The organism is Leptolyngbya sp. FACHB-671, from assembly GCF_014695745.1.
In the GTDB taxonomy this organism is placed as follows: Bacteria; Cyanobacteriota; Cyanobacteriia; order Elainellales; family Elainellaceae; genus JAAUTN01.
Genome location: NZ_JACJOV010000148.1, coordinates 14,248 through 35,606, shown reverse-complemented (window position 1 = coordinate 35,606; position 21,359 = coordinate 14,248). Strand labels below are relative to the sequence as shown.

Sequence of the window (21,359 nt, the reverse complement as noted above, 5' to 3'; positions counted from 1 at the left end):
TACTAAGCTAAAAACACACCCCACTGGCCCAATAGCCATGCTTGAGCAAATCGCTGCTGCTTTTGACCGGCAGGACTATCAAACGGCTACTCGTTTACTGAAACCACTGTTGCAACAGTCTCCTAATCATCCGGGGGTGCTGTTCTATGCGGCTCGGCTGCACGAGGTTTCTGGAGAATCAGAGTCTGCTGAGGCGATTTATCGGAAACTGCTAAAGGAAACGACGAATCCTAAACTTGCAATTCAAGCTCGTCAAGGGTTACAGCGCTTGCAGGCAGCTAATCAGGAAAGCAGACAGGAAGCGATCGCTCAGGCAAAGGCAGATCCGACGAATACAGGATCAGCCTTTTTGGTGCTAGAGCCAATCAATGGCGCAACTAGACCACCTGCAGTTCGCAATTTTGCTCGCATTATGAAGCTTGACCCCTACACGGCTCAGCTGCATTTGCCGAGCCGAGGCTGGCGGCTTTATCGAGTTGGCTCTGCGGCTGAAATTCAAGTCTATGGGCAGGAGCTACGGCAAAGTGGAATTCCAGTTTTCTGGATGAATTTGCAGGCGATCGCTAAGATTCGGGTATTTCGCGTCCACTATTTCAAAACGGCTGATCCCCAACCTACGGTAGTTTGCCAAAATGAGGCAGATCAACTTGGCGCTCTTACGTTCAACTGGTCTGAGGTGACGCGACGAGTTGAAGGACGACTGCCGATTTTTGAAGATGTGGTCGATCTCGATGCCCGTAATCGGCTCAAGCGCAAAGAGCAAACTCAAGATTATGCTCAAATTTGTGACCTGCACTTACCGGGGCGCAATTGTATTTTGCGAATCTGTGACACCACTTATCATTTTCAGCAGGGTATTCCTTTTCAGGCTGATCAAACTCAGGTAAAAAAACTTCAGGTCACAAATCGGATCAACTGGAACAGTCTGCTTGGTTTTCTAGATCACAACCTGACAGAAGTTCCCCTTTGGGCTGATTTTACTCCTTTCGCTGAAACAGCCCTTGACCCTCTCGATCTGGTAGGTGGTCTTAATGCCCATGTTGGATTACTGCGCAAAGCTGAAAGCAATTGGGATCCAGCTTTTCAACTCTACAGCAGCCTGATTTTCCTGCATGAAACAGCCCATTCTTCATGAAACAGGCTATTAAAGCTTACTAATACCAATTCTTCTGCAGTCCGCATGTCTCCCAAATAGGCGGCTTCGTGTAGAAACGGTATCGCCTAAATGAGTTTAAAAAAGAGGACTGAACAGTGCTCAGCCCTCCATCTTCAAATTATTTTGTCAACAAAAGTTTCTCAATACTGCGGTCAGGCTTTCACTTTCTTTGCCATGTCCAAGAAGTAGCCCATGCTAGGACCAGGACGACGGCGACCGTTTTGACTGGCAGTAGGCATGAGAAACTCAGGCGCAAAAGTAGGTACAGGCTGAGGAGTATTGAGTGGAACTGCAGGCTTAGACTCAGGCACAGAAGTATCAGGTGCCTTTTGCTCAACCGCGTTGATCTGAGCAGTTTTAGTTGCAGGCTGCGTAGGCTGTACCTTGGCAGGTTCTAACTTGGCAGGTTCCGGCTTAGGAGAAGCGCCATTGGAGGCAGCAGTAGAAACAGTAGAAACAGTATTCGCAGGTGCAGAGGGTTGTGGCTCCTCCTTGGACTCATCCAGTTCAAGGAAATAACCAGATTTTTTTAACCCCAAAACTTTGCTAAAGGAACCAAATAAACCACCCAGAAAGGCCAGGAGGTTGCCGATAATTTTTTTGATGAAACCCATTGCCGCGATCGCTCCTAATCGTTACCTTATCGAGTTTACTTTAATAGCTCAACACTAAACTTGAGACTGTCTTGAGAGTCAAAAACAGATCCAAATCAAGACTTTAATAGAACTCAAGCAATCTCTATCAGAGAATTATGAGACTTTCTCAATCCCTCTTACAAAGAATTTTAATATTTTGTTACAAAAATTCACTTATTGATCCTGAGCTGTATTAAGTCAGTCTTAACTCACTTTAATAACCGCCCGTTTCCTTGCTCTGCTACTTTTGAGTCTAATCTCTCAAAACGAACGCAACTACTAGCTTCAGAGCTGTTAATTCTCTAGAAATTAACTGTATGGTTTGAGTAGGTTTTGAGTAAAATTCTGCATATTTGAAGCAGTCTATGGCTATCTATTGCCATAATTGCTTGACAGACAGCAGTGTTACTGATTAACAGGATGAACTGAAGTCAGGGAACTTCACCTCGATGCTCAAATTCATCTCAGGTAAAGCAGTAACCAGACGATTACGCAAGATGACATAAGGATAAGGCAGCAATGTTCGAACTGCTAACCCGAATTTTACTTTGGGCACTGATTGGTATCATTCTCTGGCGCATTTTTCTCAACGTCATTCCCAGAATCTATTTGACCTGGCTGGGAGGACTGTTGATTTTTACTTTTGTCATCCTGGCTTTTCTCAACCCAACTGACGATACGGTAGGGGCTGTCTGGCAAATTTTGTCAATTCCGCTAAAACCCCTTGGGCTATCGCTTCTACTATTGCTCAGTGCAATGCGCTCAGGGATCAAAGCAGTTGCAGGAAACCTGGTTTTGGCAGCAGCGTTAATTTTGCTCTTTTCCAGTCTGCCCCTGACAGCCTACTGGTTAACTTCCCAATCTGAGCGGTCTGCCGAGGCATTTGCTACTAATGACAATATTCCTGCTTTGACTTCAGCCCAGGCAATCGTCGTATTAGGAGACAGCTCAGGCTTGCTCGACTCCTCCTACCGGACTCGAACTGAGCTAGATGAGGATGGCATCAGTACTAACTTGACCCCTCGATTACTCTATGCAGCAAGGCTTTATCAGGAAGCAGGAAGTAACCCACTGGTAATCGTCAGTGCTGGGCTACAAGACCGTGAAGGGGAAGATACGAATGAAGTGCAGTCCATTACCAACCTGCTGGCGGGCACGGGAGTACCTAGCAACCGGATTGTGATCGATTCAGAGAGTGCCGGTGCCCGCACCAGTGCTGAGGCAGTGGTGGAGATTTTAGAAGACCGGGGAATCAACAACGATGATGCTTCGGTTGTCCTAGTTGGTTCTGCTGTGAGCATTCGTCGAGCTAGTTCCACTTTTGGGCGGTTAGATGTGGCAGTAATTCCCAGACCAACAGAATTTTCTGCCCTTTCCTTGCCAGGTAGCGATGACTTTACGTTGAGAATTGCAGATTTTGTTCCCAGTGTCGATGCGCTGGCTCTCACAACTCGCGTTGTCGATGAATACTTGACTTCGATTTACTACTTCTTACGAGGCTGGTTGTCTAACCCAATGGGAATCTAGTCAGCGCTGACTCGGTTACGATGGTTGAAGCAGTAGCTCGCTTTTGGGCGGGCTGTGCCTTGCTCTACCTTGCGCTCTACAATGGCTCGTTCTCAACTCAGCAAACTGTCTGCTTACCTGCGCCCTCACTGGCGACAGGCTACTTTAGGAATTTTGGCGCTGCTAGTCGTTAATGCGCTGGGAGTTTATATTCCCATCCTGATTAGTAACGGCATTGACGATCTTCAGGTGACGTTCAGTTTCAGACAAATCTTGAACTACGTCATTTTGATTTTGGTGCTGGCATCAGGAATGTGGGTGGTGCGAATGTCCTCGCGCATTCTCCTATTTGGGGTGGGGAGGCAAGTGGAGTTTGACCTGAAGCAAAAGATTTTTAATCACCTGCTCAAGCTGGAGCCTGCCTACTTTGCAAACAACACGGTTGGAGATTTAATTAGTCGTGCCACTAGTGATGTAGATAACATTCGGCGGCTGTTAGGGTTTGCCGTATTGAGTTTGGCAAATACGGTTTTTGCCTATGCACTCACGCTGCCCGTGATGTTGGGGATCAATGTGCGGTTGACCTTGTTAGCGATCGCCGTTTACCCTATCATGCTGTTTCTCGTCCAGAGTTTTAGTAATCGCCTTCGCAACGAGCAGCTTCAGGTGCAGGAAGAAACATCTAGCCTCAGCGAACTGATTCAGGAAGACATGAGCGGCATGGCGCTGATCAAGATTTACGCTCAGGAAGACAATGAACGTCGTGCCTTTCAGGAGTTTAACCAACAGCTTTTGATGGCAAACCTGAAGTTAGCCAAAACTCGAAATACGTTATTTCCCTTGCTGGGTGGATTGGCTAGCATCAGTTTGCTGGTGATTTTGGGAGCAGGGGCAGGGGCGATCGCGGATGGCATTATTAGCATCGGGGACTTTATCGCGCTGCTGCTTTACGTTGAGCGGCTCGTGTTTCCCACTGCTCTGCTAGGTTTCACGATCACCGCTTACCAGAGAGGCGAGGTCAGCATTGACCGCATCGAATCGATTCTCACGGTTGAGCCAAAAGTGCAGGATGCACCAGGCGCAATCTCACTCCCTCGATCTGAGGTGAAAGGCTGGTTGAGCGCTCAAAACTTAACTTATACCTACCCCGGTGCCAAAGTTCCAGCTTTGGAGGCGGTTAGCTTTGCGATTAAACCTGGAGAAACGGTCGCAGTAGTGGGGCCAATCGGTTCTGGCAAAAGCACTCTGGCAAATGCTCTGCCCCGCCTGCTCGACATTGCGCCTGGGCAACTGTTTGTCGATGGCTATGACATCACCCAGGTGCGGCTCAAAGACTTGCGGGCGGCGATCGCCTACGTCCCTCAAGATAGCTTCCTGTTTAGCACTACCATCAAAAACAACGTCCGCTATGGCGACCCGCTAGCCGAACAAGACGACGTTGAATACGCTGCTAAACAAGCCCAAATTCACCCCGAAATCCTCAACTTCCCGCAGCAGTACAAAACCGTCGTGGGAGAGCGTGGAATCACGCTCTCCGGTGGACAACGCCAGCGCACAGCTCTAAGCCGAGCGCTGTTAGTCGATTCCCCCATTCTCATCCTGGATGATTCGCTCTCCAGCGTAGATAACCAGACCGCCACCGAAATTCTCAAAAATCTCTCTGAAGGCACCCGTCGCAAAACCGTCATTTTCATTTCCCATCAGCTTTCGGCAGCAGCAACTGCCGATCGCATTCTGGTAATGGATCGGGGACGGATCGTTCAATCGGGCAAGCACTCTGAACTGCTAGCACAATCAGGTTTATACCAGACCCTTTGGGAGCAGCACAAACTAGAGGAGATCCTGCAATAGCAAGCCCAGACAGCTTGTGGGAGGCGCATTCTAGAGAAATGCGCCTCCCACCGATCACTCACTCTAAAGCTGGGTTAGAACTGTTGCAGATTGAACAAGAATTTTAAAGCTGTCCTTTTCAGCAAATGAACAGTGATATGATTGCTTCGCTTCATCGATCTAAGGGGGAATCACCTCCTGGAAGCCATCGGTTAAATTCTTAAGGTTTTGCCCTTATTGGAAATACCGGGTTTGGGGAAAGTCATGCCTGCGATCGCACCAGGCAACGGTGCAAATCCGTCGCTGTCTCGCAACTGTGAAGAAGCCAGCTTTTGACTTCCAGCCAGAATACCCATCGATGATCTGCCTTTGTTTATCTGCGAGGTACAGATTATGGCAATTCTGCGTTCTACATCCACTCAATCGACTCAAAGTTTAAATCGTCTGTGGGCTGTTGTTTCACTCACCGGGTTGAGTTGGTTAGCCACAACGCTTCCGGCAATGGCTCACCACCCTTTTGGCGGCAAGGCTCCAACTAATTTTGTAGAAGGATTTCTCTCAGGGCTGGGGCACCCCGTGATTGGGCTGGATCATTTCATTTTTGTTATTGCAATTGGTTTGATTGCTGCCAGACAAGCACGGGGAATTTTTGTCGTTGCCGCGTTTTTGCTTACTGCAATGCTAGGAACCAGTCTGCACCTGGCATCAGTGAACCTGCCTGCTTCTGAGTTAGTGATTGCTGGTTCAGTCGTGGCATTTGGCGCAATGCTGCTATTTGAGAAGAATCTGAATTTGCTGATGATGGTGCAACTAGGGGCGATCGCCGGACTCTTCCACGGTTATGCCTACGGTGAAGCAGTCATCGGTGCAGAAATGGCTCCTATCCTGTCCTACCTGGTAGGCTTCACGCTAATTCAGTTCGGCATCGCCGCAGTTGCTCAGCAAATCGGCAAAGCCATTCTTCAAAGAACTCCCGGTCAACCGACAGCCATCCGCTTTTCTGGTTTAGCCATCTGTGCAGCCGGACTGGTATTTCTGACAACCTCGCTCGTGGGTTAACAGGCAGAAAAGTGTCTGTCTAACGGTGAGCGTCACCGGCGACAGATATTTCTGAACTGAGACTAGCTCCGCTATTCCATTCAGTACACACAAGGGTTAGCTGGCGATCGCACTTCAAAGCTCCTGAACCGTTGATGCAGAGTTTGAACTTAAGGCGGTAGACAAAAAGTCTTGAGATTTCTGAATCTCTAAGTCCAGCTTAGGGATTATAGGAGAGTAATCAATCTCTAAGTAATTGTCCGGAACTAGTTCAGACTCGGCTTCAGCCAAAATAATGCGATCGCCCAACCCTAAGTGATTCAACAAATCCAATACTTTACGCACTTTGTATTTATTGCTAAATACGGTGAACGGTTTCCTAAAAATAATAGAGAATACCGTTCCGTGGAAGAAGTTTGTAATGACGTAAGAGGCATTAGCAAAATAACCTAACCACTCCTGCGGGCTAACACCAACCAAATTGATGTCAGCAACCTGGTTGTAATACCCGATAGAGACAATGGTCAACTTCTTGTTGCGAGCCACTTTCTTGATAAACGTTTCCTGTTCTTTCTTTAGTCTAGTTTCATAATAAATCAACAGATAATCCTTCTTAAGACGAGGCTTAAGAAGAATGTCTTCGTAATGGGTTAAAAAGGTAGGATCAAGCACTCGTGTTGCCTGCTTGTTACATTCATTCTTAAGCAACTGCAAGCTGTTTGTATCTCGCACCGAGAGTGAGTCAAAATCATGAATGAGACGACAAATTTCCTCTCGTTCTGCACCTAGCGCATCTAAATTCCCAAAACTAGGGGCATAGCTGATTTTAAGAGTATTTGGTTTATAAATAAAATCTAAGAAATATGAGGGATCGTAACCACGGACTGATTTGATCTTCCAAACTTCATCGCTACCTGCAATGACAGCATCATAATGTTGAAATTTGGCTCTTATATTATCTCTGGTGTAAGCCTTATCTCTGCTTAACTGAGTTTGAGATCGCAGAAATCTTGCCATCTTCCAAGATTTTGCTACACATCTTAGCCAATGTTTGCTAGCGCGAATAGGATAAATATCTTTTCGATAAAACCTAACGGCGGCAACGGGTCGATAGTCGATTAACTCACCGCTATGTCCCCTACTTTTAACAGCCTTTTGCAGAGCGTATGCCTGTAAAGTTGCACCATAGTTTGTTGTGTGATGATAGGTTAAAATTCCTACTTTCATTTGTATTTTGTTAATAACACACCGTTACTCTTTCAGAAGGCGTTCTTTTGAGGAACAACTTAATATACCGGGAAAAAGCAGATTTTGAGCAGGTACTAGATTTAAGTCCGGATACTTAAGAATAGAAGTACAGGACTTAAACCTAAGCTCTGAGATCTGAAAAATAAGTACTGAGAGTTTAGAAATATTAGAAATAAGAGTTTGAACCTTGCAGCAATTTCCACTTGGATGAACCACAAATCCCTGCAGGGGCAGTTCGCGAACTGCCCCTACGCTATGGCTCACCTATCGGAGAATGGCTGTAAGTGTAGAGCTTAAGAACTTATCAATAAGAGCAGTAGCCAGCTATTCTGCTTCGCCACCTACCACAACATCACGAATTCGCAGGCTGGGACCACCACAGCCCACCGCAAGCCCGCTTTGTCCACCTTTGCCGCAGCCACCCGACTCATCCCAGTAAAAGTCGTCACCGATCGCCTCGATATCGCTCAGAGTGCTAAACACATTGCCAGAAAGCGTGACATCTCGAACGGGTTCGGCGATCGCCCCATTCCGAATCATCCAGGCTTCCCCAGCGGTGAAGGTAAACATCTCACCATTGGTCATGCCACCCAGCCAGTTGCGGGCGTACACGCCTTCTTGAATGCCGTTAAATAGATCGGCGACGGGCGTATCACCTCGCTCAATCCAGGTATTCGTCATTCGCACAATGGGTGGATAGTGATAGCTCAAACAGCGTGCGTTACCTGTTGGAGCCTCATCCAGCTTGCCCGCTGTTTCTCGTGAGTGCAGCCGACCGACTAACACGCCATCCTCAATCAATTGAGTTGTGGTCGCCGGAACGCCTTCATCATCATAAAAATAGCTGCCCCGATGACCACCTGGTGCTGCCCCATCGAAAATTTGTAGCCCTGCTGGACCAAACCGCCGTCCCAACGTCATCACTTCCAGCAGATCAGGATTTTCGTAAGCCATATCGGCTTCTGACAAATGTCCAAAGGCTTCATGCACAAACAGCCCTGACAGAATAGGGTCAATTACCACGGTGTAAGTATTGCCTTTCACCGCAGGCAACACTAATGCATCTACTGCCCGCTGTGCAGCACTTGTAACCTGCTCGTCCAGATTTTCCAGATCTTCATAGGCTTTACGAGAGCCTGTGGTTTCACGCCCCGTTTGCACCGTTTCACCGTTCCGGGCAGTTGCAGCAAAGCGCATTTCTAAATCAACCCAAGATTGCTCGATCAGGGTGCCTTCTGAAGTTGCTAGAATCACCCGCTGAGCACTATCTCCATACCGTACTGAAGTGGTAGCGATGCGGCTGTCAAAGCTTCTGAGAATTTCAGCATAGTGATTGCACAGTGCTTTCTTTTGAGCCAATGAAATGTGACGAGGATCGGTTCCCGTGAGCGGTAGTTGGCGAGTGTCTTGAATGGCCTCAATTGGCGCTAGCAGCGTTTCTTCATCCCCGACTAGACGAGCAGCGGCGATCGCCTCTTCAATGCGCTCTGCCAAAGTCGAAAGCTGATTGAAGCTAGCAAAACCCCAACCCCCTTTGAAGCAAGCTCGAACTTGCCCGCCCACCGAAATTCCTTCGCTCAACGTTTCTACCTTGTCGCCGCGCAGGAGAATATCTGTCCCTTCTGCCTCTTCTAACCGAACTGACAAGTAATCGACCTGAGAGCGATAGCGCCCAATCAGATCAGACAGCAGGTTTTGAGCATCAGTCAGCGCAGTAGACATAGGAGCTTTTAAATGAATTAAACGAGGAAGCTGACTTCTATTGTGCAACACCTTTCCTGTTTACGGCTCGATAAAGAGTGAGACTGAGAATCTGGATGAAGGGTGTTAGGGAAGATTTGATGAAGTCTGATTTGTAGCTCGGTTCCTCGTGGGCTTAGCATTCGGCAAATGTCAGCTGGATGCGTCGGAAGTTATTGCCCGAATGCTAAGCCCCTACAGAAGACATTTATTTTGTGGCGATCGCTAACTACACATTAAGATTTTGTCGGTTTAGCAGAATGTCCAGAATGTGGCGATTTTCTCGCTGTAGACCTCGTATCTTCGACTGCATTTCAGCGATGTCTCCTCGCTGCTCATTCATCATGCCAAGTAAATCTTGAATGCTATCTGTTAAGGTTTTTTGCATTTCACGCTGCTGTATGCCTAGCTGCTGAACGGCTAGCAGGGTCACTTCAGCTATTGTTTCTAAGCGAGTCACACGGTCAGGTAAGTTACTTTCGTCATCGCTGTTTTCTATTCGATTAGAAGTAGGCGTGGTAGTAGAGCTAGAAATTCTCTGCTGCAAAAGTGCTATTTCTTGATGATACAAACGAACTCCATCGGCTTTAACTGGGAATCACGATTGGAGATGTGAACTCCTGTTGAACAGGCGATCGCTCTAAAAACGAGATGCATCCCAAGACCCAAAAATCACAGTTTTTACAAAGGTAAGGATTATTGAGTTTCCAGGCGAAATTTCACGTTCCTACAGGTTGGATTGCTCTATCAATTAGCTTCCTTCTGACAAGATAGATCCCATAGAATGTCTTTAAGAAATATTAAGGCAATGCTCGTTAAAGCCGTAGTTTGAGCAATAGAGGAGAACTGGATGTCAGGTATCAGAGATCTGTTAGAGCCGATCGCCGCCTGGTTTCGCGACTTTGGAATGCCTGAGCCGATTGTGCATTGGGGGCATCCCTTAATGATGGGGATTGTTGTATTTGTAATGGGTAGCTTTGTTGGCTTGACAGGTTGGCGTGGTAGGGCTGCCACCGATGAAGCTACAGCCGTGAAGAGCCGTTCTGACCACCGTAAGCTGGCTCCGCTGATGTTTGCCTTCATTGCGGCAGGCTACACAGGTGGTGTTTTGTCCTTAGTGATGCAGAATCAACCGATCTTTGAAAGCCCACATTTTTGGACTGGTTCGGCCGCCGTACTGTTGTTGGGGTTGAATGGGGCGATCGCTGCCACTGGGTTTGCCAAGAAAACTTCCCTTCGCACCCTCCATGCCTACTTGGGCAGTGCGGCTCTCTGTGTGCTGTTTCTCCATGCCGTTTTTGGCTTAAAGTTGGGTTTGTCCATTTGAGCTAGATTCCCAAATGGTTTTGGGTTAACTAGCGGAAGAGTTGTGGGGGTCAGCATCTATGGCTGCTGTAAATGGTGCTGTTCTTAGTCTGGCGTACATTCTGGGATTGCTGTTAACTGCACTACCGGGTCAGTTTGGGGGAATTCCTTTAGGGGCGATCGCTCTCCTCTTAACGGGTGCGATCGCCTCATTCACATTGCCCCGCTTTTGGAAGACTGGCCCACGATCGCGGCTCTGGCTAGTGGCGGGACTAGTTGGACTGCTGGCAACGTTTTACTTTCAGTTACGCTTGCCAGATGTGAAAGAGTCAGACATCAGCAACCAGATCAGCGACTTTGACCCTACGGCTCCTGCCCAACTTCTCACCGTTCAAGGAAAGATTGATACGCCACCTCAACTCACCCGTAAGCAAAAGGTACGGTTTTGGCTAAACGTCACTCAGGTGAGCGAAATTACTAGCGATGAAACCAGTGCAAACGCCGGAAAGCCCGTTACAGGAAAACTTTACGTTACTGTACCGCTGCTGCAAGGGACTGGGTTAACGACGGGACAGGTGGTCGCTGTTACGGGCACTCCGTACAAACCCAAACCTGCCGAGAACCCTGGCGGCTTTAACTTTGAGCAATATTTGGCACGACAGGGCGGCTTTGCTGGACTGACTGGTACACAGATTGACTTTCCTGAAGGAGAGGGGCGATCGCCCTGGGGATGGTGGCTGATCCGCGAAAGAATTGTACAGTCACAGGTACGATGGCTGGGTGTACCCGAAGGTCCACTGCTCAGCGCAATGGTAATGGGGCGCAACGGGGTAGATTTGCCCTACAGCGTTCAAGATCAGTTTTCTCGCGCGGGGCTAGCTCATGCGCTGGCGGCCTCTGGCTTTCAGGTGTCGCTGTTGGTCGGAGTGATGCTAACTCTGACGCAAAAGCTGCCTAACCGGGCGCGGCTGATCTTTGGACTCGGAGTTCTGATTCTCTATACCGGACTCACCGGAATGCAGCCTTCTGTCCTGCGAGCAGCTGTAATGGGAACGGCCGCCTTGATTGCTCTGACTACAGAGCGCAAGGTCAGACCGCTGAGTTCCATTTTGCTTGCCGCTGCCATTTTGCTGCTAGTAAACCCGCTGTGGATTTGGGATTTGGGTTTTCAGTTGAGTTTTTTGGCAACGCTAGGACTGATTGTTACCGTTCCACCGCTGACGCAAAGGCTGGATTGGTTGCCACCTGCGATCGCCACTCTGATTGCCGTTCCACTTGCTGCCTATCTTTGGACATTGCCCTTACAGCTTTATGCTTTTGGCGTAGTTTCCCCTTACAGCATTCTGCTGAACGTCCTGGCTACGCCGTTGATTACCTTGATTAGCATTGGCGGCATGATCAGTGCTGTAGCTGCTCTATTCTGGTCAACTGCCGGAAGCGCTTTGGGTGCAGTGCTTTACTACCCGCTGCATGCACTGGTTACTCTGGCAGAATTTTGCAATCAGCTCCCTGGAAACTCTTTTGCAACCGGGACGATTTCAGTCATTCAGGCGATCGCTCTTTACAGCCTGATCGTCGTAGTTTGGGCGTGGAGACGAGGACAAAAGTTTTGGTGGATCGCCTTTCTCCTTGGACTCAGCCTGGTCGCGATTCCCCTCTGGTTTCGCTATACCAATCTGTTTCAGGTCACTGTTTTGTCCACCTCTGGAACACCCGTCTTAGTAGTTCAAGAGCGGGGATCTGTCGGACTAATCAATAGTGGTGATGAGGAGAACGTCAACTTCACAGTCTTGCCTTTCCTGAGAAAACAGGGAGTTAATCAGATTAACTGGGCAATCTCAACTGATCCCAATCCCGGTGAAGCAGGGTGGGATCGGATTTTAGCTGATCTACCCATTCAAAACTTCTACCAAAGCCCGGAGACAACAGCTAGCGTGCCCTCTGCAACCTCAGACACAACGTTAGCAGGTCAAACTCCCCCCAGTCTTGTCACCTCGCAACCAAAATTGCCTCTACCCATTGATCAGGCTGTGTCACTGGGTTCCGTTTCTGCAATGCTGCTCAATGCCGACCCCGTTGCACTTCAGCTAAATATTGGGGAGCAGCAGTGGCTATTGCTGCAAAATCTGGAGCCATCTGCCGAACAGCAACGGCTGCTAACCGAAAAGATTCTGGCTCCAGCACAAGTCTTGTGGTGGTCAGGTGAGTTTCTGCGCCCTGACCTTTTGTCTGCAATTGATAATCGGGTGGCGATCGCCTCTGCTTATTCCATCGACCCCGATACGGCACTGCGACTACGCGAACAGGCGATCGCCACCTATTGGACGGGACATGATGGCGCAATCCAGTGGACACCTGAAAAGGGTTTTACCCCGTTTCTCAGTCCCCTGGAGAACAGCCCTTCTGCCTTCTAAACGTCTCAGCCACCAGCCACCGCTGGAACGATACTAACTTCATCCCCTTCGCTTAGGGAAGTTTGCTTGCCATCCAAAAAGCGAATGTCTTCGCTGTTGACGTAGAAATTAACAAAACGGCGCAGTTCACCCTGATCGTCACACAGTCGTGCTTTGATGCCAGGGAAATTTTGTTCTAAAGAATCAAGCAATTCTGTGATTGTGCCACCATCGCATTCAATCGCTGCCTGATCTTTGGTGAACTTCTGCAATGGAGTAGGGATGAGAACTTTGACAGCCATGATGAGATTTGGAGATTTGAATGATGAGTATTGAGTGATAGGGGCAAAGCATTAGGCGAAAATTTCCGCATTCAATTCAACAGCCTACCTGCTGAGTGCTTTGCCCTAATACGAAGTAGTTTCCTTGCTTGGAATTAGCTTAAACCAAGACCTGTTGCCATTCCAACCGACCTAGCGTGTGAGAACGCTCTAGAGCACGCTCAAAGCTGTCCAGCTTAGGTTCAATCGTGAGCGGTTCACCGATATAACCCTGTACTGCTTCCTGGGTTTTCAGTCCGTTGCCAGTGATGTAGGTAACGGTAGTTTCTTCAGGGTCAATTTTGCCTGCTTCGACCAGCTTCTTCAGTACAGCAATGGTGGTGCCGCCTGCGGTTTCGGTGAAGATACCTTCGGTTTCGGCTAGTAGCTTAATTCCCTCGATGATTTCAGCGTCGTTGACGGACTCAATGTTGCCGTTGGTTTTGCGAGCAATATCGACTGCGTAAACGCCATCAGCAGGGTTACCAATCGCAATCGACTTAGCGATCGTGTTGGGCTTCACGGGCGTGACAAAATCCCGACCTTCCCGGAATGCCTGAGCAATGGGGGAACAGCCTTCAGCTTGTGCACCACTAAAGCGAACGGCTTTTTCTTCTACCAGACCGACTTTGATGAATTCCTGGAAGCCTTTGTAGATCTTGCTAAACAGAGAACCGGAAGCAAGGGGCGCGACGATGTGGTCGGGCAACTGCCAGCCTAACTGCTCTGCAACTTCGTAACCCAAGGTCTTGGAACCTTCAGAGTAGTAGGGGCGCAAATTGATGTTGACAAAGCCCCAACCGTGAGAGTTAGCCACTTCACAGCACAGGCGATTGACCTGGTCGTAGTTGCCCTGAACCGCCATCACAGTAGGTCCGTAAATCAGGGTGCCGAGAATTTTACCGGCTTCCAGGTCAGCGGGAATGAAGACGCAGCAGTCTAGTCCTGCGTGGGCAGCGATCGCCGCTGTAGAATTTGCCAAGTTTCCAGTGCTGGCGCAGGACACCGTTGAGAAACCCAGTTCGCGGGCACGGGTCAGCGCTACTGAAACCACCCGATCCTTAAAGCTGAGGGTGGGCATGTTCACCGCATCGTTTTTGATGAACAGTTTCTTTAGACCGAGGCGACGGGCTAAGCGGTTTGCCTGCACCAAAGGAGTCATCCCGGTTCCCACATCAATGGGGGTGTCGGTTTCAACCGGGAGGAAGGGACGATAGCGCCAAATGGAGTTTGGCCCCGCCTGAATGGTTTCACGAGTAACAGTTTGGCTCAGTTTGCTGTAGTCATAGGTGACTTCGAGTGGACCAAAACAGAACTCACAAACGTGAGTAGCCTTAAGTTCGTACTCTTCGCCACATTCTTTACACTTCAGAGCGGTAAAGGTAGCGGCAGAAGATAGAGCAGTTTGGGTTTGAATTGCCTGGGTCATGAGTTAGCGTCCTCGACAGCAAGTTTTCGACATCGGTAGAAATCGGTCCTGGCGAGGGCTAGAGGCTTTCCTCACCTGATGTTGGTCTGATAGTAACATGGGCCACAAAACCCGTCAAACATACCCGACAAAAAAGGTCGGGTATAAGAAAACTCTTGATTTTTAAGGCTTTGAGCTTGTTCATTAAAAATTTGCTGTGTTTCCGAGGCGAAATCTTTTGCTCTGAATAAGTCAGCCAAGGAGTAGATCTTTAATTCTGCTCCTTGGCTGATGCCAATCTCTAATCCTCAATTTTTATGTCTCTCAATTCCAGTCTGTCCTGGGGGTTTCCCCCAGACCCTATTGGAGGACGAAGCGCGTCCCCTAAGCCCCCTCCGCAAGGAACTGTGAATGTGTGGCGTAACGCGCTTCGCATCGGTGAGTAGCGAGGGGATTGCTTAGTCCGGATGCGTCAATTCGGGTGGAGATGGCACAATTTAGCTGTAGGTTGTGTCAAATTATGAATTGGTGTGTCAGGAAAGGAGTTTTATGGTTGCGATCGCTTTTTTCGTCGCGGCGTTTATCTTTGCTAGCTTTGTCGAGTACTGGATGCATCGGATCATGCATCTTTCACCTCAAAAAATTGGTGCGCGTCACCTCGATCACCACAAGCGCAATGAGGGGCAGGGCGTGGTGTGGGAATTTTTAGACTATATAAAGGGGAGCGCGATCGCCATGCTGCTGCTCTTCTTCTTCTCGCTTGAAGCGGGGATAGGTTGGCTTTTAGGTGCATTGGCTTATGCGGCATTTTCTGCCTATGCTCACCAACTCCAGCACGAGAACCCTACAAAGTGCTTTTGGATGAAAATGCCCGTTCACTATGTCCACCACAAGTACGGTATGTGGCACCACAACTTTGGCTTAGCGGTCGATTGGTGGGATCATGTTTTCGGCACTTACAAACTGGTGGACTGGATGACTGAAGAAGAACTGAGCCGTCCAGAGCGAGGATATCTGCAACTGCGCTGGTGGTAGAGATTTGGGTAATGGGATGAAGGGAGCGATCGCACCCACAAAGTCCTGAGAAGCCAACTTTAGCCAAACGCCCGTACGGGCGCAGCATTCGGCAAATAAACCTTGGCATAAACCAAAAATCCTTGCCCGAATGCTACGCCCGTACAGGAAATACGCATCGCCTTTCAAATACTTTCAAAGTTAGAGAGATTCTTGTAAAGCTGGCGATCGCTCTCCCGTCACTGCTTCAACAAAGTCAGTGTGAAAAATACGGGCACCTGTTTGCAAGTACTCCATTGCGGTGAGGGCAGCCCAGTGGGCATCCCAGTCGGAGCCAGAGCAGCAGTCTTCAATCACATGAAAGTGATAGTCACGCTGATGAGCATCTGCTGCAGTGTAATGCACACATACATTCGTCATGCCGCCCATTAAAACCACTGTATCGACCTTTAAGCCACGCAGCAAAATTTCTAGGTCAGTGCCAAAGAAGCAACTATAGCGACGTTTAGAGATGGCAAACTCACCGTCAATCGGTGCTAATTCCCAGTAGTAATTGGTGCTTTCCCAGGTTTCCAGGCAGTGAACAGGTTCAGCACCATCTAATTCTCGTCCAAAGTCCACCATTTCTTTTCGATGCACTTCTTTAAAGTGAATGATTGGCAGTTTGGCTGCACGAGCCGCTGCTAGTACCTGTTTTGCATTGGGCAAAGTTTCTTTTGTGCTTGTATGGGGAAGTGTACCGTCGCCAAAAACAGGTCCCCCCTGCATGTCTACCAGGATTAAGGCAGTGCTGTTCAAATTCGAGTTTAATGTCATAAAGCGATCGCTCCTTAAAAATCTAATCTGTCAACCCACTTCTACAGACACAATGAATTGATCTCACAAGAAAAATCTCACTAAATTCTCAATGCCGAGTTGCATCCGCCCACGGAGTTAAAAGCTTTGAGAGCCACTTGAGCAGATAGTCTGTGATTAGACCAATCAAGCCAATAACGGCAATACAAAACAATACTTTCTCAGTTTGCAAAAACCGTTGTGCCTGCAGAATTTTGAAGCCTAAACCGTTCTGTGCCGCTACCAATTCTGCATATACTAAGAAGTTCCAGGCCCCAGAAATATTGACTCGTAACGTGTCTAAAACACTTGGGAAAGCGGCTGGAACAATCACTCTAAACAACACATCTAACCGATTTGCACCCAACGTGTAAGCTACATTAATCATCTCGTTGGGAATGAATTTGACTGCATCTGCAACCATGATGGCGTTGTAAAACACTACTCCCATAAAGATGATGACTGTTTTGGAGGTTTCGCCTAGGCCAAACCAGATAATCACTAATGGAACAAATGCTAAGACGGGCATGTAGCGGACAGTGCCAACAATGGGGGCAAACAAACTTTCCATGCTGTAGAAAGTACCCATTGCAATTCCAACCGGTACGCCAATCACAGCCGCTGCCAGAAAGCCTGCCGCAACCCGACCGCAGCTTGCCAAAACATCAACAGTGAGTTCGTCCTGGAACAATGCAATCCCAGATTGAATGACCGCCGTAGGCGTTGGCAAAAAGATCGGAGTGACCCATCCCGCATAGCTAATTACCGTCCAAGCAGTCAGTGGGATTGCTAAAGCAATAGCGGAAAGTAAGATTGCTAACCAACGCGGAAAACCCTGGCGAATGCTCCAAAACACAGACGGTTTAAGATACCGTCTAGGTGCAGCAGAGGGTTGAATGTTGGGGGTACTAAGACTAGATTGCGCCACCGGCTGTGTTTCCTCCATCGAGAACTAAACAACTGCCCATTGCGTACTCGGCATGGGCTAAAAAGTAAGCGGTTTCTGCGACTTCGAGCGCGGTTGCCATACGGGGAATCGGTAGCACCTGTTGCCAGTGTGCAACTTCTTCTGCGGGAAGGTCTGCTGTTAAGGGCGTATCGACTGGTCCAGGGCAGAGGGCATTAATCCGCACACCCTGACGGGCATGATCCATTGCCGTTGATTTGGTCAATAGAATGACTCCGCCTTTAGAGGCGCTGTAGGCTGCTAGTCCACGGCAGCCCAAAATTCCGGCATCAGAAGCAACATTTACGATTGAACCTGTGCTGCGATCGCTCATGTGCTGCAATACCTGTCGATTTACGAGGAAGGTTCCTTTCAGATTGGTGTTGATCACCTGATCCCAGGTTTCTTCGTCGGTTTCTAGAATCGTACCAGCGGGGGCGATGCCAGCAGCGTGTATCAGGACATCAATTTGTCCCCATTCTGCTAGAACGGTTTCTACCATTTGTTTCACATCCTGGGAAACGGCGACATCAGCCGCGATCGCCTTCGCCATTCCCCCATCTAGCTCAATCTCTTGCTGCACTTTTTCCGACAAATCAATTCGACGAGCGGCGATCGCCACTGCATATCCTTTTTGAGCAAACAACAGTGCTGTTGCTTTGCCGATTCCCGAATTTCCGCCTGTAATGAGTGCAACTTTCGCCATGATTGGAAGCTATGAATTCCTGGGACTTCTGCCAAACAGCGTTACACCGATTGCTGCGGTTGTAACCATTGCGATCGCCACCAAACTCCGAAGCTCCAACTGTTCCCCTAAAAACAACAGTCCGACCAACGCAGCGATGGCAGGTTCTATGCTGATCAAAACGCCGTAGACTCTTGGCGGTAAGCATTTGAGCGCTTTGTATTCTAAAGAATAGGGCAATATAACGCCGAGGACAGCAATGCCAAGACCCAACAGGAGAATGCTAGGTTTCAGCAGAGCGCTACCACCAGCATGAATGCCGAGGGGCAACATGAGCAGAGTGGCGATCGCCATTGCCAGCGATAGTCCTGACCCACCTGAAAAAGCTCGTCCAACTGGAGCAGAGAGCAGAATAAAGCCAGCCCAAGAACTAGCTGAGAGTAATCCAAAAGTAACGCCCAGTGGGTCGAGAGAAGCACCGCTAAGCGGCGTGAGCAACAGGACTCCCGCTGCTGCTAAAATCACCCATACTAGATCGAGCAAGCGGCGTGAACCCAGGACAGCCACACTCAGCGGACCTACAAAATCCAAAGCTGAGGCAATGCCTAGAGGAATGCGGGCGATCGCTCCATAAAATGCCAAACTGAGTCCAGCGATCGCCACTCCCAACCCTGCAACCAAAACATAATCTCCCCATCCTCGATTTTGCAGCCGGGGTCGCCAGATGAGCAGCATCAATACTGCGGCGATCGCCTTACAGATAAATGCCGCTCCAATCGGACTGAGTACATCAAAAAGCTGCTTAGAGGTCGCCGTTCCTGCCTGTGCTGCAAAACTGGTAAGTAAGACCAAACTGCTAGGTGGAATTGAACCAAACCACGTCTGTAACTGTCCGTTTTTCTGCGCGATGAATGCAGTGAAGGACGACAAATGGGGATTGGGAACTGCTTCACGGGGTTGAGGATAGATAGCAGACTGCATTCAATTTTTCCTCTAGAAAAATTTCAGGTAACGCTGAATTTCCCAATCAGAAACGTGACTGTGGTATTCCTCCCATTCCTGAGTTTTGAAGTCAACATAGGTTTGATACATTAGATCACCCATTACCAATTTGCTGAGCGGATCGGCGGCAAAGGCGGCGATCGCCCCTCCTAACGTGCGTGGCAAAAACTTAATTCCCTTCTCCTCCAATTCTTTGAGCGAATATTCGTACATGTTTTCGGTATGCGGTTCACCCGGATCAAGCCCTTCCCGAATTCCCTCCAGCCCTGCCGCCAGAATCATTGCCGCGCCTAAATATAGGTTGCTAGAAATGTCAGATGCCCGACATTCCACCCGCCCGCCACCCAGCGGAATCCGCAACATGTTAGTGCGATTATTATTGCCATAGCAGATGTACACAGGTGCCCAGGTAAAGCCTGACATACTGCCCTTTGGCACCAAGCGCTTATAGCTATTAACGGTGGGCGCAATCACTGCACAGATTGCCTGAGCATGTCTGAGAACGCCTGAAATGAACTGATAGCCTAGCTTTGACAAGCCACAGCGACGCGGATCATCAACATCAACAAACAAGTTTTCACCCGTTTTGACATCTGCCAGCGACATGTTGTAGTGTGCGCCACTGCCTGTGCGGTCAGCGAAAGGCTTAGGCATGAAGGTAGCGAAATAACCGTGTTTTTTGGCAATTTCCTTCACCATAAGTTTGAAGAAGGTGAGGCGATCGGACATTTTGAGGGCATCGCAGTAAGTAAAATCCGTCTCAAACTGCCCGTTGCCATCCTCATGGTCAAACGAGTAGACATCCCAACCAAGCTGATTCATTGCTTCGACAATCTCTTGCACCCAGGTAAAGTTATCGAGCAGTCCGGGTAGGTCGTAGCAGGGTTTTGCTAGAGTGTCGCGATCGCTGACAGGTGCCCCCCGTCCATCTGCCGTTTCCTTCAGGATAAAAAACTCAGTTTCAATCCCCATATTGAAGGTGAAACCCATTTCAGCCGCTTCTGCCAACACCTTCTTGAGAATGCTTCGACAGCAGGCATCAAAGGGTTTTCCTTGCAGATATAAATCACTAGCAAACCAAGCAATCTCAGAATTCCAGGGCAAAATAGTTGCCGAATCGGGATCAGGACGAGCAGAAACTTCCTCATCACTCACAGCCTGCGGCACGCCATCCAAAGCTGCTCCAGTAAACAGCTCTGAACCTGCCATCATTTGCCCAAAGTGAGACAAGGGAACTGCCTTTGCCTTACACATTCCGTGAATATCGACAAAACTAGCAAGGGCATATTTAACCCCTTTATCTTGCAGCGAGGTTTTGAGAGATTGCAGCTCAGGCGTAAGAGTTTCAGCCATTTTAAGGAAGTGTATGAGTTAAAAATGTAGGTTGGGTGGAGCATCGCGAAACCCAACATTTGATAGTATTCTGGTTGTTGGGTTATGCTTTGCTTCACCCAACCTACGGTATTTCTACGCTTTAGAAGGAGTTATGAAACCGTAGGAGGTGGCATTTCTTCTAGGGGAGTTCCTTCGGCGATCGCCCTCTTCAACTGCTCACTCAGCTCACTCACTGCCACCTCCAAAATTTGTTTGCCAAACGCTTCATCTGCCTTACTGGGCGAACCGACTGTGCCATGAACGCTCTCTTTGTTCACTGTGTAGGCAAAGAAACAACCGACGGAGCGATCGGGTTCATCTACGACTTTCTCAAGCTGCACTAGATCTGGACGTAGCGCTAACATCACCGATGTTTCAGCACAGTTGGCGTGAAAATTAGCCGCATCACGGTGATAAAACTCATGGATCTTAGGCGAAATTTCCCAAACTGAGCGCAGTGCAATCCTTAGATCTGGATATTGGTGACGCACATTTTCTAAACCACAGCGCAAAGGTGCCCAATTTGTGACATGTCCATTGAGCAGCAAAATGCGACTAAAACCTGCACTACAGACCCATTCTGCAATTTCTAACACCAGTGTTGCTAGCGTTTCGGGACGCAGCGAAATCGTGCCTGCCCACTTTTTGGAATGTCCTAGAGAGCAGCCGTAGGGCAAAGTCGGCAAAACAGGAATTCCCGTTTGGGCAGAAACACCATGAGCCACTGCGGTCGCTGAGAAAGTATCAACTCCAACGGGTAGATGCAGGGCATGTTGCTCAGTTGCGCCAACAGGAAGAATTACCAAATTCATGCCGCGATCGCGCAAGTGAGTAATTTCCTCCCAGGTGAGTTCTTCCCAGAGGATAGGGGATTGAGAAGGGAGGGAAGCAGGCAGAGGCATGGAGGGAAGAGTGTAGTGGTATG

The 21,359-nt window shown here is 48.8% G+C and carries 20 protein-coding genes; 7 read left to right on the top strand and 13 right to left on the bottom strand.

The genetic code is table 11. The features are described from left to right. The first annotated feature begins 37 nt into the window (after positions 1–37). The gene (locus tag H6F93_RS23770) at positions 38–1,135 is read left to right on the top strand and encodes a tetratricopeptide repeat protein (RefSeq protein ID WP_190686271.1); all 1,098 of its coding nucleotides are present in this window, start codon (positions 38–40) and stop codon (positions 1,133–1,135) included. Positions 1,136–1,308: 173 nt separating this feature from the next. Here the strand turns inward: H6F93_RS23770 and H6F93_RS23765 are convergent, their stop codons facing one another. Continuing rightward, positions 1,309–1,770, bottom strand: coding sequence for a hypothetical protein (locus tag H6F93_RS23765; protein WP_190686267.1), 462 nt, complete (start codon positions 1,768–1,770; stop codon positions 1,309–1,311). 540 nt (positions 1,771–2,310) lie between these two features. Between H6F93_RS23765 and H6F93_RS23760 the strand changes: the two genes are divergently transcribed. Both H6F93_RS23760 and H6F93_RS23755 read left to right on the top strand, forming a co-directional pair. Next, positions 2,311–3,318 (top strand): YdcF family protein, encoded by a 1,008-nt coding sequence (locus H6F93_RS23760; protein ID WP_190643690.1) that lies wholly within the window; start codon positions 2,311–2,313, stop codon positions 3,316–3,318. Positions 3,319–3,399: 81 nt separating this feature from the next. Beyond that, on the top strand, positions 3,400–5,148 hold the full coding sequence (locus H6F93_RS23755) for an ABC transporter ATP-binding protein (protein WP_190643689.1): 1,749 nt from the start codon (positions 3,400–3,402) through the stop codon (positions 5,146–5,148). 191 nt (positions 5,149–5,339) lie between these two features. On the opposite strand, the gene H6F93_RS23750 is transcribed toward H6F93_RS23755, so the two are convergent. Continuing rightward, positions 5,340–5,483, bottom strand: coding sequence for a hypothetical protein (locus H6F93_RS23750; RefSeq protein WP_190643688.1), 144 nt, complete (start codon positions 5,481–5,483; stop codon positions 5,340–5,342). A gap of 37 nt (positions 5,484–5,520) precedes the next feature. Between H6F93_RS23750 and H6F93_RS23745 the strand changes: the two genes are divergently transcribed. Then, positions 5,521–6,186: a HupE/UreJ family protein gene (locus tag H6F93_RS23745; RefSeq protein ID WP_190686264.1), complete on the top strand. Its 666-nt coding sequence runs from the start codon at positions 5,521–5,523 to the stop codon at positions 6,184–6,186. A gap of 114 nt (positions 6,187–6,300) precedes the next feature. Here H6F93_RS23745 and H6F93_RS23740 read toward each other — a convergent pair whose 3' ends face one another. From H6F93_RS23740 to H6F93_RS23730, 3 genes are all read right to left on the bottom strand, one after another. Then, complete coding sequence (locus H6F93_RS23740; RefSeq protein WP_190686261.1) at positions 6,301–7,392, bottom strand: polysaccharide pyruvyl transferase family protein; 1,092 nt, start codon at positions 7,390–7,392, stop codon at positions 6,301–6,303. 345 nt (positions 7,393–7,737) lie between these two features. Beyond that, complete coding sequence (locus tag H6F93_RS23735; protein WP_190686256.1) at positions 7,738–9,135, bottom strand: TldD/PmbA family protein; 1,398 nt, start codon at positions 9,133–9,135, stop codon at positions 7,738–7,740. A gap of 247 nt (positions 9,136–9,382) precedes the next feature. Then, positions 9,383–9,724: a hypothetical protein gene (locus H6F93_RS23730; protein ID WP_190686253.1), complete on the bottom strand. Its 342-nt coding sequence runs from the start codon at positions 9,722–9,724 to the stop codon at positions 9,383–9,385. Between the two features lie 279 nt (positions 9,725–10,003). On the opposite strand from H6F93_RS23730, the gene H6F93_RS23725 reads away from it, so the two are divergent. Both H6F93_RS23725 and H6F93_RS23720 read left to right on the top strand, forming a co-directional pair. Beyond that, positions 10,004–10,480: a DUF4079 domain-containing protein gene (locus H6F93_RS23725; RefSeq protein ID WP_190686250.1), complete on the top strand. Its 477-nt coding sequence runs from the start codon at positions 10,004–10,006 to the stop codon at positions 10,478–10,480. Positions 10,481–10,538: 58 nt separating this feature from the next. Beyond that, a complete protein-coding gene (locus H6F93_RS23720) occupies positions 10,539–12,872 on the top strand; it encodes a ComEC/Rec2 family competence protein (RefSeq protein WP_190686247.1) in 2,334 nt (777 codons plus the stop codon). A gap of 5 nt (positions 12,873–12,877) precedes the next feature. Here H6F93_RS23720 and H6F93_RS23715 read toward each other — a convergent pair whose 3' ends face one another. Both H6F93_RS23715 and thrC read right to left on the bottom strand, forming a co-directional pair. Then, the gene (locus tag H6F93_RS23715; RefSeq protein ID WP_190643681.1) at positions 12,878–13,153 is read right to left on the bottom strand and encodes a MoaD/ThiS family protein; all 276 of its coding nucleotides are present in this window, start codon (positions 13,151–13,153) and stop codon (positions 12,878–12,880) included. A gap of 139 nt (positions 13,154–13,292) precedes the next feature. Next, positions 13,293–14,600: a threonine synthase gene (thrC, locus tag H6F93_RS23710; RefSeq protein ID WP_190643680.1), complete on the bottom strand. Its 1,308-nt coding sequence runs from the start codon at positions 14,598–14,600 to the stop codon at positions 13,293–13,295. A gap of 489 nt (positions 14,601–15,089) precedes the next feature. Here thrC and H6F93_RS23705 point away from each other — a divergent pair, with 489 nt between their 5' ends. After that, positions 15,090–15,614 carry a sterol desaturase family protein gene (locus H6F93_RS23705; RefSeq protein WP_524538003.1) on the top strand — a complete coding sequence of 175 codons (525 nt, stop codon included), beginning with the start codon at positions 15,090–15,092 and terminating at the stop codon, positions 15,612–15,614. A gap of 180 nt (positions 15,615–15,794) precedes the next feature. Here H6F93_RS23705 and H6F93_RS23700 read toward each other — a convergent pair whose 3' ends face one another. From H6F93_RS23700 to H6F93_RS23675, 6 genes are all read right to left on the bottom strand, one after another. Next, on the bottom strand, positions 15,795–16,409 hold the full coding sequence (locus H6F93_RS23700; RefSeq protein WP_190686241.1) for a cysteine hydrolase family protein: 615 nt from the start codon (positions 16,407–16,409) through the stop codon (positions 15,795–15,797). Between the two features lie 88 nt (positions 16,410–16,497). Beyond that, positions 16,498–17,355, bottom strand: coding sequence for an ABC transporter permease (locus H6F93_RS34785; RefSeq protein ID WP_347277351.1), 858 nt, complete (start codon positions 17,353–17,355; stop codon positions 16,498–16,500). Further along, on the bottom strand, positions 17,342–18,079 hold the full coding sequence (locus H6F93_RS23690) for an SDR family NAD(P)-dependent oxidoreductase (RefSeq protein ID WP_190686234.1): 738 nt from the start codon (positions 18,077–18,079) through the stop codon (positions 17,342–17,344). The genes H6F93_RS34785 and H6F93_RS23690 overlap by 14 nt, the downstream gene beginning before the upstream one ends. A gap of 9 nt (positions 18,080–18,088) precedes the next feature. Next, positions 18,089–19,039 (bottom strand): EamA family transporter, encoded by a 951-nt coding sequence (locus H6F93_RS23685; protein WP_190686230.1) that lies wholly within the window; start codon positions 19,037–19,039, stop codon positions 18,089–18,091. Positions 19,040–19,051: 12 nt separating this feature from the next. Continuing rightward, complete coding sequence (gene glnT / locus H6F93_RS23680) at positions 19,052–20,413, bottom strand: type III glutamate--ammonia ligase (RefSeq protein ID WP_190686226.1); 1,362 nt, start codon at positions 20,411–20,413, stop codon at positions 19,052–19,054. Between the two features lie 131 nt (positions 20,414–20,544). After that, on the bottom strand, positions 20,545–21,336 hold the full coding sequence (locus H6F93_RS23675; RefSeq protein WP_190686223.1) for a creatininase family protein: 792 nt from the start codon (positions 21,334–21,336) through the stop codon (positions 20,545–20,547). Positions 21,337–21,359 lie beyond the last annotated feature (23 nt).